The 15,157-nt window shown below is 65.3% G+C and carries 15 protein-coding genes; 8 read left to right on the top strand and 7 right to left on the bottom strand.

The window, feature by feature from the left end; all coding sequences use genetic code 11:
• The first annotated feature begins 19 nt into the window (after nt 1-19).
• Nucleotides 20-172, top strand: a complete 153-nt coding sequence (locus V9L17_RS01915; protein ID WP_337346504.1) for an LPXTG cell wall anchor domain-containing protein — start codon at nt 20-22, stop codon at nt 170-172.
• A 49-nt stretch (nt 173-221) separates the two neighbouring features.
• Here the strand turns inward: V9L17_RS01915 and V9L17_RS01910 are convergent, their stop codons facing one another.
• The gene (locus tag V9L17_RS01910; RefSeq protein WP_337350245.1) at nt 222-764 is read right to left on the bottom strand and encodes a GNAT family N-acetyltransferase; all 543 of its coding nucleotides are present in this window, start codon (nt 762-764) and stop codon (nt 222-224) included.
• A gap of 115 nt (nt 765-879) precedes the next feature.
• On the opposite strand from V9L17_RS01910, the gene V9L17_RS01905 reads away from it, so the two are divergent.
• Nucleotides 880-2,094, top strand: a complete 1,215-nt coding sequence (locus tag V9L17_RS01905; protein ID WP_337350424.1) for a hypothetical protein — start codon at nt 880-882, stop codon at nt 2,092-2,094.
• A gap of 80 nt (nt 2,095-2,174) precedes the next feature.
• Nucleotides 2,175-2,510 (top strand): cupin domain-containing protein, encoded by a 336-nt coding sequence (locus V9L17_RS01900; protein ID WP_337346506.1) that lies wholly within the window; start codon nt 2,175-2,177, stop codon nt 2,508-2,510.
• Nucleotides 2,511-2,557: 47 nt separating this feature from the next.
• Here V9L17_RS01900 and V9L17_RS01895 read toward each other — a convergent pair whose 3' ends face one another.
• On the bottom strand, nt 2,558-4,897 hold the full coding sequence (locus tag V9L17_RS01895; protein WP_337350244.1) for a helix-turn-helix domain-containing protein: 2,340 nt from the start codon (nt 4,895-4,897) through the stop codon (nt 2,558-2,560).
• Between the two features lie 233 nt (nt 4,898-5,130).
• On the opposite strand from V9L17_RS01895, the gene V9L17_RS01890 reads away from it, so the two are divergent.
• The 4 genes from V9L17_RS01890 to V9L17_RS01875 all read left to right on the top strand — a co-directional run bounded on the left by V9L17_RS01890 (nt 5,131) and on the right by V9L17_RS01875 (nt 7,901).
• Nucleotides 5,131-5,847 carry an alpha/beta fold hydrolase gene (locus tag V9L17_RS01890; protein ID WP_337350243.1) on the top strand — a complete coding sequence of 239 codons (717 nt, stop codon included), beginning with the start codon at nt 5,131-5,133 and terminating at the stop codon, nt 5,845-5,847.
• 37 nt (nt 5,848-5,884) lie between these two features.
• Nucleotides 5,885-6,868, top strand: a complete 984-nt coding sequence (locus tag V9L17_RS01885; RefSeq protein ID WP_337350242.1) for an alpha/beta hydrolase — start codon at nt 5,885-5,887, stop codon at nt 6,866-6,868.
• A gap of 89 nt (nt 6,869-6,957) precedes the next feature.
• Nucleotides 6,958-7,338: a DUF7793 family protein gene (locus tag V9L17_RS01880; protein ID WP_337350241.1), complete on the top strand. Its 381-nt coding sequence runs from the start codon at nt 6,958-6,960 to the stop codon at nt 7,336-7,338.
• Nucleotides 7,339-7,517: 179 nt separating this feature from the next.
• On the top strand, nt 7,518-7,901 hold the full coding sequence (locus V9L17_RS01875) for a DUF1304 family protein (protein WP_337350240.1): 384 nt from the start codon (nt 7,518-7,520) through the stop codon (nt 7,899-7,901).
• Between the two features lie 99 nt (nt 7,902-8,000).
• On the opposite strand, the gene V9L17_RS01870 is transcribed toward V9L17_RS01875, so the two are convergent.
• Both V9L17_RS01870 and V9L17_RS01865 read right to left on the bottom strand, forming a co-directional pair.
• Nucleotides 8,001-9,239, bottom strand: coding sequence for an MFS transporter (locus V9L17_RS01870; protein ID WP_337350239.1), 1,239 nt, complete (start codon nt 9,237-9,239; stop codon nt 8,001-8,003).
• A 190-nt stretch (nt 9,240-9,429) separates the two neighbouring features.
• Nucleotides 9,430-9,882: an SRPBCC family protein gene (locus V9L17_RS01865; RefSeq protein ID WP_337346510.1), complete on the bottom strand. Its 453-nt coding sequence runs from the start codon at nt 9,880-9,882 to the stop codon at nt 9,430-9,432.
• A gap of 229 nt (nt 9,883-10,111) precedes the next feature.
• Here V9L17_RS01865 and V9L17_RS01860 point away from each other — a divergent pair, with 229 nt between their 5' ends.
• Complete coding sequence (locus tag V9L17_RS01860) at nt 10,112-11,005, top strand: potassium channel family protein (RefSeq protein ID WP_337350238.1); 894 nt, start codon at nt 10,112-10,114, stop codon at nt 11,003-11,005.
• Between the two features lie 47 nt (nt 11,006-11,052).
• Here V9L17_RS01860 and nhaA read toward each other — a convergent pair whose 3' ends face one another.
• Genes nhaA through V9L17_RS01845 form a run of 3 tightly spaced genes read right to left on the bottom strand, consistent with a single transcriptional unit; the run spans nt 11,053 to nt 14,946 of the window.
• Nucleotides 11,053-12,396 (bottom strand): Na+/H+ antiporter NhaA, encoded by a 1,344-nt coding sequence (nhaA, locus tag V9L17_RS01855; protein ID WP_337350237.1) that lies wholly within the window; start codon nt 12,394-12,396, stop codon nt 11,053-11,055.
• Between the two features lie 16 nt (nt 12,397-12,412).
• Nucleotides 12,413-14,035 (bottom strand): ABC transporter permease, encoded by a 1,623-nt coding sequence (locus V9L17_RS01850; RefSeq protein WP_337350236.1) that lies wholly within the window; start codon nt 14,033-14,035, stop codon nt 12,413-12,415.
• Nucleotides 14,035-14,946 carry an ABC transporter ATP-binding protein gene (locus V9L17_RS01845; RefSeq protein WP_337350235.1) on the bottom strand — a complete coding sequence of 304 codons (912 nt, stop codon included), beginning with the start codon at nt 14,944-14,946 and terminating at the stop codon, nt 14,035-14,037. The genes V9L17_RS01850 and V9L17_RS01845 overlap by 1 nt, the downstream gene beginning before the upstream one ends.
• Nucleotides 14,947-15,157 lie beyond the last annotated feature (211 nt).

Raw genomic sequence — 15,157 nt, 5'->3', positions numbered from 1 at the left:
GTGCCGTACGCTTTCCGGCATGGGACTAATCATCACACTACTTATCATTTGGCTCGTTCTGTCGATCCTGGGCTTCGTGCTTGAAGGCCTGCTGTGGTTGGCCATCATCGGCCTAGTGCTGTTTGCGGCCACAGCAGTCTGGGGCTGGGTGAAACGAAAAGCCAGGGCCTGACGCCTAAGCTCATCCAGCCGAGGGCCGACCGTGTGCCGGCAGGACAGAATCAGTAGAGGATGCGCTGGTACAGGATGTGGTCCTGCCAGGATCCCGCGATCCTGAGGTAACTGGGGGCTGGCCCTATTTCCTCAAACCCGGCGCGTTTCAGGATTTTCTGCGAGGCGGCATTGTGCGGGAGCGTTGCGGCCTGGAGACGGTGCAGCGCCAGCTCCCGGCGCGAGAAATCGGCGGCGAACGCGATCGCTGAGGAGCCGATGCCCCGGCCGTTATATTCCTTGTCCACCCAGTAGCCGAGGTGGGCACTGAGGAACGGCCCGCGGACAATCCCTGTGAGGGTCAGCGCGCCGACAACGCGCTCCCCCTCCAACAGAACAAACGGGACTTCGGAACCAGCCGCGTGCTGGGCGAGTTTCGAGGCGATGATCTGGCGTTGCCTCGCGGCGGTGAAGAACTCGTCCTCCCGTTCCGGTTCCCATGGCGCAAGGTGGTCCCTGTTGTGCTGATAGGCGGCCGCCATCGGTTCGGCATCGGAGGCGCGCAGCACCCGCATTTCTACGTTGCCGGTCAGGGAGTAGGTCTTTGCAGTCACCCGGTGACTATAGCTGGCGGCCTACAAGAGGCGGACGTCCGCGAGCCCAACGGCCGGTAGGATCGGAGGATTGCCGCAGGTCGGCCGCACTTTTTGGGGGAACACCGTGAAATTCATGCCACTGCGCCGCGCCATCGGCACGGCCCTGCTTGCCGCCGTCGTCAGCGTTCTCGCGCCCGCCGTCGTCAGCGTTCCGGCCGCTGCCGACGACGGGACGGACGCAGGCCCGATGATCGGCATCGGCATCCAGCCGCTCGGGATAGCGGAAGGGCCGGACGGCACCCTCTACGTCAGCGATTACGATTGGTCGGGCGGAATCAGCGTCTACCCGCCGGGGGAGACGCAGCCGTCCCGCACCATCAGGGCGGGGCGCTCCCCGTCGTCGCTGGCGGTCACCCCGGACGGCACGCTCTACGTGACGCAGGCCGACGAGTCCGGGCAGGCACAAATCGGCGTGGTGGCGCCCGGCGCCGATGAAGCGGCCCTGGCCATCAAGGTGACCCCCGGCCACCACTGGCTAACGGTGGGGCCGGACGGATCGCTCTACGTTGCCAACCCGTCCGAGGGGTCCCTGTCCGTGGTCCTGCAGGGCGAGGCCTGGATCAAGCGCACCATCCAGGCGGGGCCGAATCCGGTGGAGGTGGCCGTGGCCAAGGACGGTACCGCCTACGCCACCAACGAGCTTGAGGGCACGGTTACCGTGGTGCCCGCCGGCGCACCGGCCCCCTCGCACACTATCGACATCGGCGCGAAGGCCCATCCGCACGGGATTGCCGCCGCTTCGGACGGGACCGTCTACGTGGCGAACATCCTCACCAACGAGGTCGCGGTCATCGAGGCGGGCGGCACGGCGGCGGCACGTCGCATCCCCGTGGGCACGGCACCGCAGGAAGTGGTGGCCGCTCCGGACGGGACGGTCTATGTGACCAACAGTTTGGATGACACGGTCTCGGTCATCCAAGCGGGCGCGTCCGCTGTTTCAACGACGGTTCCCACCGGTGACGACCCCGGCAGGATGGTGGCCAGGGCGGACGGCACTGTGGTGGTGGTTAACCGGCGCGGGAGGTCCCTCACGGTGATTCCCGCAGCATCGGGGACGGCCGCACCCGCGCCCGCCGGGGACTCTTCCGCGGAAGCGGCGGCTGAGGCGGCGCCCCAAGGGGTTGCCGGGACGTCCGACGGCGGCACTCCGGGTCCCAGCCTCCCTGCGGTGGCCGCGGGCACGGCAGCTGTGCTGTTGGCCGGCACCGCCACGCTCGTTGCCGTGCTTCGCCGGCGGCGAGTGAAGAACAGTGCCGGCCGGCCGTCGTCGGCCTGGACGTTCGAGTAGTAGGGCCGCCAGGCGGCCGTCGTCGAGCGGCCTGATGATTGGCCCTCGGCAAAGCAGGCGTGCGTGGGTACGGTTGGCTCATGCAGAAGATATCGATCGATGCCCTGGCCCGCCAGCAGATCACGGCCGCCGTGGCTGCCCCCAGCGGGAGGGCGGCGGACACAGCCTACGGCGGGCACGAGAAGATGCTGCGCCAGACTGTCATGGCCTTTCGCGCCGGCACACAGCTCAGCGAACACCAGAACCCCGGCGAGGCCACAGTCTTTGTGCTGAAGGGATCGGTGTGGCTCAAGTCAGGCGGTGAGTCCTGGCAGGGCAAAACGGGCGACCTCCTGATCGTGCCCCAAGGCCTGCACAGCCTCGAAGCCGAAGAGGATTCCGCAGTACTGTTCACGGTGGTCAAGACCGACCGGTAGGCCTCGCCGGCAGCAGCGCCCGCACTGCAGACCGGAGAACCGCTTGCTCAGGAATCGCCGCGGACGGCTGCCAACTTATCCTTCATCTCGCCGGCCATCTGCCGGATGGCAGTTTCCAGCCGTTTATCTCCGGCCGTAACGGCCTGCCCGAGCGCTCGGGAGAGATCTTGGGCAGCGAGTGAGTGCCTGTTCAGGGCATCGTACGTTTTGCCCCTGTGGTACAGGGCTGACGCCCGGCCGAGGTGCCATTCCATCTGTTCAGCCACTGCAAGGGCTTCGCCTGCGACCTCGATACATTCCTCATAACGCTGCAGGTCATGCAGGACCCCGCATAACAACTGCAGCGTGTAGAACTCGATGAAGTCAGCAACGTTGGCTGGCATCCTGCTGCTCCTGATAAGGGCCAGGAGTCCCGTAGCGACTTCAACAGCAGTCTCGAGCTGGCCCCAGGCTTGATGGATGCTTCCCTTGAGCATCAACGCCGGTGCCTGGCCCTCGATCTCGCCCACTGCCTCGAAGAGGGAGATGGCCTGCTCGGCGCTGGTCATCGCTTCGGGGATCTTCCCGAGACCGCGCTGGCTCAGGGCAATATACAGATGTGCCCATCCTTGCTGGGCGGTGCTGTTGATATCAACGGCGGCATCGAGGGCAAGATGTGCGGTGCGAAGGGCGCGTTCAGGGTCCATGCGCTCGTTGTTGTAGGCAAAGGAGAGGTACCCAAGGTGGGCCGAAATAAGGGTTTTGTCCCGCAGCGCGGCCGCAGACGCCGCGGAATCGGCGAAAAGCCGATGCCAGTTTCCCCATGTTTCCCAGATGCCGGCAAACCAGTGAAGGGATTGGGCAACCTTTACCACGTCCTGATGTTCGTGCCTCGTGACCGCCTCTTGATAGGCGCCAAACCAATCCGTGGTCTCGGACTGGAGCCAGTGCCGTGCCTGCGCTGAGCTGCTGAATTGTGCCCCCTGGGTGCCGCTAATAAGCACGGACACGGGATGAGGTTCGAACCAGTTGCCGGCATTTACCGTGCTCGTCAAGAGCCACGCGCGAAGGTGTGCCCGGTGGGCTGCGACCTTTTCGGCGCTTGTTTCTGCGCGCAACCGGCTGGCGGCGTACAGCCTCAGCAAGTCGTGAAGACGGTACCGGTTACCGGTGAGCGCCTGAACAAGTCCCAGGTCCACCAGCTCGTCCAAACCTTCCTCGACGTCCGCGCCGCCGTCGGGGTCAACGGAGTTTGTGCCGGACATCGCGGCACCGGCAAGCGGGGCACTGAAAGTGGCCCCCTTGAGGAGGGAGAGATTGCGGAACAGGCGTTGGCGCTCCTCGTTCAGGTGCCCGTAAGACAGGCTGAACGCGGCCTCCACTGCGAGGTCGCCGGCCACCAGGGCACGCAGCCGGCGTTCCTCGGACCTGAGGCGATCAAGGAAGTCGCCCACCGTCCAAGCGGGCTGACTGGCCAGTCGGTTCCCTGCGATCCGCAATGCCAGCGGAATGTGGTCGCACAGGACGGCCAAGTGCCGAAGCGAGTTCTCCCGCTGGCCCGGAGTGACTATTTCAGCCAGCAAAGCTTCGCTGTCCTGCGGCGGGAGGGGTCCCAACGGAAATCTGCGTACTCCTTCAAGCCCGGCAAGGCTGCGTCGGGATGTCACGACCACAACGCCCTTGTGCCCGGTTGTCAGGACCGGACGAACCTGGGCTTCACTGGCGGCATTGTCCAGTAGGACCGCCACCGGTGAGTCTGCCGAAATTTCGCGCCACAGTGATGCGGCCGAATCCAGGGTCTTTGGAACCTGCTGGCCAGCTGGAAGAGCTTGCTTGAGCAGCGTTTGAAGGACTTGCAAAGGTGTCAGTGGAAAGGCATCCAACCCATTGAGGTCCACGAAAAAGGCCATCGCGTGCTTCGCCTGCCGACGGTGCAGGGCTTCGACTGCCATCGCGGTCTTGCCCATTCCGGGGGCGCCATGGAGGATGGCGACCGGCGCTACGGTATGCGCTGCTGTGGGCTCCACCTCGATGAACGTCAGGAGTTTTGCCATCTCGGAAGTGCGGCCCGTAAAATCCGGGAGACGGCGGGGTTCCAGGGTCGCCGACCTGCCGACGGCTACCACCGTGCTCCTTCCGACCCGGGCAGCCCGCAGGAACTCATTCTGTTCAGCATCGGTGAGCTTCAGCGCTGCGACGAGCGCCACGAGGGTGCGACGCTGCGGGGCCGTGCTGACACCTCGTTCGATGTCGCTGATGGTTCGGTCACTGACACCTGAGAGCTCTGCGAGATGCTCCAAGGACAAAATCGATCTCTCGCGGTACTCACGCAGCAAAGAGCCCAAGGACTGCACGGAGGACCCGGCAGACGACCCGGCCGGCGTTGCCAATGACTTATCGACAGACACACTGCCACCCTTCGGAACGGAATCCATCCAGCGGAAGTGTCTGCCAATGCAGGCGAAGTGTGCGCCGCATGACATACATCCACGTGGCCACCAGTACCTAAGGTTAGCCGCGGTTGGTAAAAGTCCAGTTCTGCGTCCTTTCTTCATGGTGCCCTCCACGCCAATGCGGTGGACTGTCAAGGGGCCAAGACAGCCCTCCACTCCGCGTCATCACGAAACACTAGGAGAATCCCATGTCCACAACCCCCACCATCGTCCTGGTGCACGGCGCCTTTGCCGATGCGGCGAGCTGGGCGCCCGTTACCCGCGCGCTGCTCGACGAGGGATACGAGGTAGCTGTTCCGCCAGTCTTCAACCGCAGCCTCACCGGAGATTCCGCCTACATAAGGTCCTTCGTTGAACAGATTGACGGTCCGGTCATCCTCGCCGGCCACTCCTATGGCGGTGCAGTTATCACGGTTGCAGGCGTAGCCGAGAACGTGGTTGGCCTCGTCTATGTCGCCGGCTACGCCCTGGACGAGGGTGAAAGCCTTGGCGCCCTTCAAGGAGGATTCCCGGATTCGGATCTGGCAGCGAACCTCGTGTATTCGCCGTATCCCATCGACGGCTCGGACCCAGGCACTGACGTCGCCGTGAAGCCCGAAGCCTTCCCCGACATTTTCGCGGCGGGGGTGCCCAAGGAGGTAAGCCGCGTACTGGCTGTTTCACAACGGCCGCTCTCGGCTGTGGCCTTCAGCGAGGCTGCGCCCGTAGCCGCTTGGAAGACCAAGCCCGCCTGGGGCATCGTCTCCAGTGCCGACCACACCATCAACCCGGACGTCGAACGCTTTGGCTACAAGCGCGCCAAGGCGCGCCGGATCCTCGAGCTCGACGCTCCCCACCTGGTCATGATGACGCACCCGGAAGAGGTGGCGAAGTTCATCACGGACGCCATCGACGAGCTGGCCTGATTTGCCCCCTTCTTCGAACAAACAGACAGGACACATCATGAGCGGAAACCCGCATAACATCTCTCTCGAACCGCAGGCCCAGGCATTCGTGGACGCCACCAGCGAGCCGCCCTTCCTGTACCAGCTCAAACCTGAGGAAGGCAGGAAAGCCGTCGACGGCGTCCAAGACAGCGAGATCTGGAAACCCGAGATCGACGAGGAATGGATTACCGTACCGGGTGGACCTACCGGGTCTGTGAGGACGCGCATCGTCAGGCCAAAGGGGAGTACCGGGACCCTTCCGGTGGTCCTCTACACCCACGGTGCAGGGTGGGTCTTCGGCAGTGCCCACACTCACGACCGGCTGGTGCGTGACCTGGCGGTCGGGGCCGAAGCCGCTGTGGTGTTCCCCGAGTACGATCGGTCTCCGGACGTAAAATACCCGGTGGCAAACGAGCAGAGTTATGCGGTAGCGCAGTGGGTGGCTGCCAATGGGGCTGACAAGGGGCTGGACGGCTCGAGGATGGCCGTGGCCGGGGATTCCGTAGGTGGAAACATGGCCATCGCCTTGACCCTCATGGCGAAGGAACGGGGTGATGTCTCGTTCAACCAGCAGGTGCTGTTCTATCCCGTCACCGACGCAAACTTCGACACCGCGTCCTACCAAGAGTTCGCCGACGGCTATTTCCTCTCCCTCGACGGCATGAAATGGTTCTGGGACCAATACACCACCAGCGAGGCTGAACGCGCAGAAATCACAGTTTCCCCGCTTCGCGCAACCACCGAACAGCTCGCCGGGCTCCCACCGGCATTGGTCATCACCGCGGAAGCCGACGTGCTGCGGGACGAAGGCGAGGCTTTCGCCGCCAAGTTGCGGGCAGCCTCGGTCCCGGTGACCCAGGTCCGCTACGGCGGAATCGTCCACGACTTCGTCATGGTCAATTCGATGCATGAAACACACGCAGCTACGGCCGCTATAGGACAGGCCGTCGCGGTCCTCAAGGCGGCGTTTGTGCCTGCGGAAATACCGGAGTTCGCCTAACAAACAACGTGGGCCTGCCCGACCCTTCAAGGGGAGGGCAGGCCTTCGCCCGTTAAGCTTGGCTGGTAGTAGATGCTGGGGGAGCAGAAATGGAACCAATCACAGTTGATGGCGGCAAGGGCACCATAGAACTCGGTGCCGACGGAATCATCCACCTTGTCTGGAAACCCGGGATCGTCCTGGACGGCGTTGACGTGCACGCGGCCATGGCAAGGTTGACTGAAATTACCGACGGCTCCGAATACCCGATGTTGGTGGACATGGGGAGGACTAAAGCCGTCACCCGGCAGGCCAGGGACGTGTTCAAGATTCCCAGTGCCGCTTCGCGAATTGCCTTGCTTGGCTCCAGTCCTGTGGACCGGGTCATTGCCAACTTCACCATCGAACGGCAGGCCCTGCCGTGTCCCACGCGCTTTTTCACCTCCCGCGATGAGGCCCTAGGCTGGCTTCTCCAGATTCCGCCTTCATAACCCTGGGCTGCGGGCACGATGGCCATGGCACCAGAGCGCAGTCCGGCAGAACCGCCGCCCTGAGCGTCGCAAGACCGGGATCCCGAGCTGGCCGGTGGATCCCTTGAAGGACTTTGCCTCAACGGCGTATTCTGCACGGAAAGTCAGCGGGATGTCCGGCCTTGGCATGGGAGGCGACGATGAATCTAGTCAGTCAGATTATTGCCGGGGCCACGGCCCTTGCCCTGATCGGCGTCGGCCTGCTGGAGATTTTCTTCCACGGCGATCGCCGCTTTTACCGGCTCTTTTTGATCAAACCCGAGGACGTTGCCGCCGTGCGCATGTGGGCGATGAACATCGGCGCCTACAACATCGCCTTTGGGCTGGGAATCGCCTCAGGGCTGTGGATGGTGAACTTTTCCGGCAATGCCGCCGGTGGATCGGCAATCGTTATCTTCTGTTGCGCGAGTCAGTTCATCCTCGGCATCTGGCTGTGGATCACGGAGAAGCGTCTACTCCTCAGTGCCATCGGACAGGCCCTCATCCCCGGCCTTGCAGTGGTCTTCTACCTCTTCTTCCGGTAAAGCCGTTCCCTCTGTAGATGCCGGCGGGGGATTGGCTACCCACACGAGTTAATGATCTGGCAGGCCGTGCCGAAGGCCCGTCCGCGCGTGGTGGTCCACTTACTGCGTGCCGGCCCGCTCCTCAACCGGCCGCGGGCTCTTCCATATAGACTCGCGCGGGCCCGGCGGGTACGCAGCCGTCTTTCCGGCCCAGGCGATCACCAGTGCCGCGATGACCGGCAGGGCCGCGGCGGCGGGCACTAGCAAAGGACCCGCCACCACCAAGGCAGCTGAACCGTAGAGCGCACCGATGGTGATGCCCAGCTGGATGGTCAGGACAGTCAGCCCGTTCGCGGCGTCCTTGTTCTCGCGGCCGGCCCGGAGGATGGCCGATTGATTGTAGATGCCGATAGCACCGAGCCCGGCGCCCCAAACGCTCATCAGCACCAGGGCGAAGGCAAGGCTGCCGCCCACAAACGGCAAGAGCAGCATCGAAACGGCGATTGCCGCCGTCGTAATTAACAGCGAGCGGCGCGGGTGGGAATCGACAGTGAGCCCGGCGATCCAGATGCCCACCAGGCCGGAGACGCCCAGGACTGTGAGGGAGAGGGTGATGGCGTAATCGGGCAGGCCGGCGTCGCGGATGTACGGGGCGATGTAGGTGAAGAGCGCGAAGTGCGCCAGGACCAGCAGCGGCCAGGCGATGGCCACCGGCTTCACGCCGGGCTGGGCGATGGCCGCGCGCATCGACGGGCGGGCCTCGCCGGCTACGCGCCGGACGGACGGCAGCAGGAAGAACCCGAGGACGGCGAGGGCCAGGCCGAAGCCGGCGAGGGCAAGGAATGCCGCGCGCCAGCCGAGGAACGTGCCCAGCGCGGTCCCGATCGGCGCGCCGATGGCCAGGCCCAGGCTGTTGCCGCTGAAGACGATGGCCAGCGCCTTGCCCACTTTGTCGGCAGGGACCACACGGGCAACATACGGGGCCATGCTGGTCCAGAGCAGTCCGTGGGCGAGGCCACCCACCAGCCGGGCGAACATCGCGGCGGTGAAGTCGGGGGCCAGGCCCACCAAGGCGTTGCTGATGGTAAATGTCAGGACGAGCGCCACGAGCAGCGGCCGCCGCGGCACCTTGCCCAGCAACCGGGCGGCTGGCACCACGGTGATGACGATGACGGCGGCGTAGGCGGCAGCGAGGTATCCGGCCACCGGTTCGGAGACATTCAGGCCGGTACTGATCTGGGGGAGCAGGCCGGAGGGGAGGAGTTCGGTAGTGATGGCGGTGAAGGCGATGGCGGCAAGGACCATCATGGCGGCCAGCGGGAAACGCTGGGCAGCCGGCGCGGAAGTCGCGGAGGACATGGGAAAGGGTTCCATTCAAGGAGGAGGGGGATGGAACCGGGCTCTGCGGGCCGAACAATTCCTCCATAAGTTTACCCGCTGAACGAACGTGCTACGTGCACGGGCGAGGTGCCGGAATCAGCTTCGCGGACCGGCCGTGGCGGCAGGCAAACAGGGAGGTACGACGGCGGCGCGCAGCTTCTGGAAGCCGCTACCCGTTCGCGCGGGCGGCCTTCTCGGTGGCGGCCAGCATGTCGGTGAAGGTCGCCGTCAGCATCTTGTCGATCAGCGGTCCGGTGAGCCGGCCGAGGGGGCCGCCCCGGGGCACATAGCGGTAGTCGAAGGTGGCCAGGGTCCCGTCGCCGTCGGGCTTGAGGATGAGCGTGGACTCGGCCCGCTTGAACGGCACGGACACGCTCGGCTGGTTGTGGGTGTCCATCCTGCGGCCCTCCTCCCAGATGGTGACGGTTTCCTCCATGCTGCCCATCGGTTTCAGGTCCACGCGGCGCCGGGCGCCCAAGCCCATGGTTTGGTCGCTGATGGCTCTCGTGGCTTTGAGGCCGTCCCAGTGCTTCGCGAGATTCGGGAAGTCGGCGTACAGGGCCCAGACGGAACCCGTGGGCGCAGACATACGACGTTGGACCCTGATGTGACGTTCAGGCATGGGAACCACTCCAAATGTTGAGTCAGCCGTAGGGCAGTGCGCTGTCCCAATCCCATGATCCCGCCGGCACTCGCGCGAACGCAATCAACGTGGAACGGCCGGGCCTTGGTCAGTGGATGCCAACAGCGGGTGGTGCTGAGTCCGGGCGTCTGCCCCGGGACGGTCGGCTGCTCGCCCTGTTCGCCAGAAGACGTGGCAGGCGCAGGCGGTGACGCCTCTAAGATGAGGCATGAACTTGGGAGACGTGGTCTGGACAGTCGTGGGGGCCGGGCTGATTTTGCTGATGCTCGCCGACGTCTTTCACACGCTCCTTTATCCGCACGGTTCCGGTCCTGTAGGCCGTACGATCATGCGCGGCTTCTGGCTGCTGTCGAAAAGACTGCGCGGCCGGGCCTCCACCATCGCCGCACCCTTGGCGATGGCTGCTGTCATCGGTGCTTGGGCGGGCTTGGCAGCCATCGGCTGGGCCCTGCTGTACTTGCCCCACCTACCGGAGGGTTTTGTGTATGGAGTCGGCGTTCCGCAGCGGGCTGACTTTGCCGAAGCGCTCTATATATCCCTGGTGACCCTCTCCACTGTGGGCTTTGGTGAAATCGTGGCAGCGCATCCGCTGCTGCGGCTGGTTGCCGCCTCCCAGGCAGTGACCGGATTCGGTTTGCTGACCGCAACGGTCTCCTGGATCTTGCAGACGTACCCGGCCCTCAGCCGTCGCCGGGCCCTGGCCCACCAGCTGAACTTGTTCAGGGAGGCTGCAGGTCCAGCGGGCGTGGCCTCGCTGGATCCGAGGCATGCGGCCGGGCTCCTGGAATCAATTGCCAGAGCCGTGGCTTCCGTGAGCATTGACCTGCTGTCCTTCCACGAGACCTACTACTTCCACGAGGTGGAGAAGCGGGGTTCCCTACCGGCCACGGTTGCCTACGCCCACCACCTGGCGTCGGAGGCCCAGGGCAGCAAAAGCCCTGAACTGCAGTTCGCCGGTCGGATGCTGCACGCGGCGCTCGACGATCTTGCGGAGGTCCTGCGCGGTAAATTCGGCCATTCAGGATCAACGTCGTCCGCGGTGTTCGACAGCTACGCGCTGCACCATAGGCACCGTCACCCGGGCGAACCGGACACGAAGTAGCCCCCAGGACCGTACGTCGGGGGCCGGGTCGGTTCGCTGCCCCCGAGTCAGGGCCTGTGGTCCTGGCGGTAGACATCCGGTACGCCGTCGTGGTCGGAGTCGATTTCCTCGTCGGCTTCTGCCAGCCGGTATTGGCGGTTCCTGGCGCCAAGAACCGCGGCGGCCAGCAGGGCGGCGATCAGGGATGCGGTCAGGATGCCTATTGTGGCGTGGCCGTAGTGGGTGCTTCCGAGTCCGAAGCTCAGTTCAGCTACCAGCAGCGAGACAGTGAATCCTATGCCTGCCAGGACGGAAACCCCGAAGACGTCGATCCATCTGAGGGAATCGTCCAGCCGGGCCCGGGTGGCCTTGGTGAGAATCCAGGTGGTTCCGAGGATACCTATGGGTTTGCCCAGGACAAGGGCAAGGATAATGCCGACGGCGGCCGGGCCGCTCAGTGCCGTTGCCAGGCCGTCCAAGCCTCCGACGGCTACACCGGCAGAGAAAAACGCGAAGACCGGCACGGCGATGACGGTGGAGATGGGGCGGAAGCGGCGCTCGAACGTTTCCGCCAGTCCGGGGCCGGCGCCTGCACCGTCGCCGGCCCGGGTACGGATGACGGGGACAGCAAAACCCAACAGCACCCCAGCGACAGTGGCGTGGATGCCTGATGCGTGCACCAGGGCCCACGTGGCGGTACCCAGCGGCAGCAGGATCAACCAGGCTGCTGCCTGCCGGTGCCCAAAAAACCATCGGTATTTTTGGGCAAGGAACGCGTAGACACCGAGCGGGATCAAGGCCACCAACAGTGGGACGGGCTGAAGGTCACCGGAGTAGAACATTGCGATTATAGTGATCGCGATCAGGTCATCAACCACCGCCAGGGTCAGAAGGAAGATCCGGAGGGCGCTCGGCAGGTGGGAGCCGATGACGGCCAGGACGGCCAGGGCGAAGGCGATGTCGGTTGCCGTGGGAATCGCCCAGCCGCGCAGGACCTCCGGGCTCGAGAGGTTGATGAGTGTATAGATCCCTGCGGGGACAGCGACTCCGCCGATGGCGGCGGCAACTGGCACCACGGATGTCCGGATTTGTCGCAGGTCCCCGGCTACGAACTCCCGTTTGAGTTCGAGCCCGACGAGGAAGAAAAAGATTGCCAGCAGCCCATCGGCGGCCCAGGCTCCGAGGCTGAGCTCCAGGTGCCAGGGTCCATAGCCGATCCTATGGTTCCGGAGCGAAAAGTAGCTCTCGGCCCAGGGCGAGTTCGCCCAGAACACTGCGGTAGCGGCCGCGCCGAGCATCAATGCGCCACCGACAGTTTCCTTGCGCAGAATCGCCCTGATGCGAAGCGCCTCGGCGTAGCTTCCCCGTCCAAGGACCGTAGACCCGCGGGGCGGATTTGGGTGATCGTTCATGGACGGGCCAGCCATTTCATGTGGTGACGTCGCGGCGCCGGATGAAGTAGGCAGCCAGGGCAGCCAAGGCCGCGGCAGTGACCGTCAAGCCCAGGGCGCCGGTCAGGTTGAAGGACTCCACGGGCATCGCGGACGAGTGACGGAACGGACTAACGTCCTGCAGCCACACCGGAAGCCCGAAGAGTTCCCCAAATTCGCCCAGGACGAGTCCGGCCGCAAGCATCCCCCAGCCGAGCAGGATACTGAGCCTCGGTGCGAACGCGAACACCAGCGAGGCGGCCGCCAGGAACACGAGGGCAGCGGGAACGTGCGCCAGCGCCGCTGAAACCAGGGACCCCGCGGGTCCGTCGGCCGCCGTCCCTGACAGTGCCAGGCCGACGGCGGCAGCGACTCCTGCCACTCCAGCGACAACGGTGGCCGAGGCCGCGGCAGTGAACAGGTTCGCACCGAGCCAACGGGCCCGGGCCACCGGGGCGGAGAGCAGCACCTCGGACCTGCCTTCGGCCTCCTCTGCGCGCATCCGCAGCACCGCCTGAATGCCGGCGGCCGCAGCGAACACCCCTGCAATGCCCAGCAAGGCCGTAACGAACACGTCAATCAGCCCTGCCTGGCCACCGGGTACGAGCCGGGAAATGAGTTCCTTCAGGGGTGCCACGCTGGAGACCGTCTCGGAAACCAAGGGCCCCAGAGCGCCCGCCACGGCGCCCAGTGTCGCGGCCCCGACACACCATCCAGCTAGGGTTGAGCGCTGCAGGCGCCAGGCCAGGCCCACGAATGAGGTGCCCCCGGCTCCGGCCCGCTCCCTGCCGTCGCGCTGGGGCAGAAGGCTGGCGCCCACATCCCGCCGCCGACGGATCAGCACGGCCAGTGCACCCAGTGCCAGCGCGCCGACGATAAGTACCAGCAGCGCCGACAGGTCCGGGCTGGTGAACGGCCGCGACCGCTGTCCCCAGCCAATGGGCGAGAGCAGCGACGGCCATGCACTCGTGACGTGCAACAGGTCCGCCGCCGGAGTCCCCAGCGCGTCCCCGGCACCCCGGAGCAGATATGCCGCCCCCACCAGGCCTGCGGCCGCACCGTTCGCGCTCCGGCCCGAGGGCAGGACCTGGGCGGTGACCGCGGCCAGGCCCACAAAGCAGGCACCGACGGCGCCGACGGCGGCCCCCGCCCATGCGGCGCCCGGAAGTTCCAATCCGGCCGCGACGAATCCGGCGGCAAGGAATACTGCCAGCAGCAGGTTCGCCACCGTTCCCAACACAAGCGTCGCGGTCAGGGAAGCTGCCCGCGGAAGAGGAACGGCGCCCAGGAGTTCGGCCCGTCCGAGCTCTTCATCGGTGCGGGTGTGCCGCACAACCAGAAATGTGCTCATCAGTCCTGCCAACACGGCCGTGAACGCGAAACCCTGGAAGAACACCACCGCCCCCACGCCCGTCCCGTCAGGCACGCCGCGGAGGAAGAGGAATGCCGGGTTCGAGGCCGCCAAAGTGAGGATCGCTGCCTGCGAGGCCTCATCACCGAACTGGATGACGACAGCGCTCGACGTCGCAAACCCCAGCAGTGTGATGCCCATGATCCAGACGGGCAGTGTCACCCGGTCCCTGCGCGCCTGGAACAAGGCCAGCCGAAGCACGCCGGGCATCACCGCACCTCGCTTTCGTTGCGGTCACTGTAGTGGCGCAGGAACAAGGACTCGAGGGACGGCGGAGCCACTGATAGTCCGCTGATCCCCGGCTCGGCGATGCCGGCCAGGACAGCACCCAGATCGGCGGCGTCCGCGTCGAACTCGGCGGAACCGCCGTCGATGCTCACGCCGTGCGTACCGGCCAACGCCGCCAGCCGCGCGGGCTCAGCCAGGCCGGTGACCCGAAAATGCGTACGCTTCAGGTGACGGAGTTCACCCAGTGTCCCGCTCTCCACCGCTTTTCCCGACCGGATGATGGTGATCCTGTCGCTCAGCTGTTCGACTTCACTGAGGATGTGGCTTGAGAGCAGAACGGTGGCCCCGTCCCTGCTGACCCTTTCGATCTCGCGCCGGAACACGGCATCCATCACCGGATCCAGTCCGGCGCTCGGCTCATCAAGCAGGTACAGGCGCGCCGGGCGGGCGAACGCCGCTATCAGGGCAACCTTCTGCCGGTTGCCTTTCGAGTAGGTCCGCGCCTTCTTCCGCGGGTCGAACTCAAACTCCTCGATGAGCTCACGGCGGAGGGCTTCGTCGGCACCGCCGCGCAGGCCGGTGAGCAGGTCGATGACTTCCCCGCCGGAAAGGTTGGGCCACAGACTTACATCGCCCGGGACATAAGCGATGTCCCGATGGGTTCGGACGGGGTCGGTCCAGGGGTCCATGCCGAATACCCGGGCCGTTCCGGCGGTCGGGCGGATCAGGCCCAGGAGAATCCTCAGGGTCGTGGATTTGCCCGCACCGTTCGGGCCCAAAAACCCGTGGATTTCACCGGCGGCGACGCTCAGGTCCAGGCCGTCCAGTGCCCGTGTCCTGCCGAAATCCTTGGCGAGTCCGAGAGTTTCGATGACAGGTGTTACTGCATTCATGAGCCGTCCGCTCCTCAGGTCATCACGCGAACACCCGAGGCGGCCGCCAAGGGCGTTCCGCGGGCACTGCCCACGGGCCGACCAGGCTTCCCGGCTCTCCGATCCACAGCATACAAGCCCCCGAAGGCGCTAGGAAGACCAGCAAAACCTGATCCAGGCCAGACGTGAACGCAACCACCCGGACCAGACCTGTCCGTGTTCAGTGCCCCGA

It is taken from the genome of Pseudarthrobacter sp. CCNWLW207, assembly GCF_037203945.1.
Lineage (GTDB): Bacteria > Actinomycetota > Actinomycetes > Actinomycetales > Micrococcaceae > Arthrobacter.
This window is presented reverse-complemented; position numbering and strand designations above follow the sequence as displayed.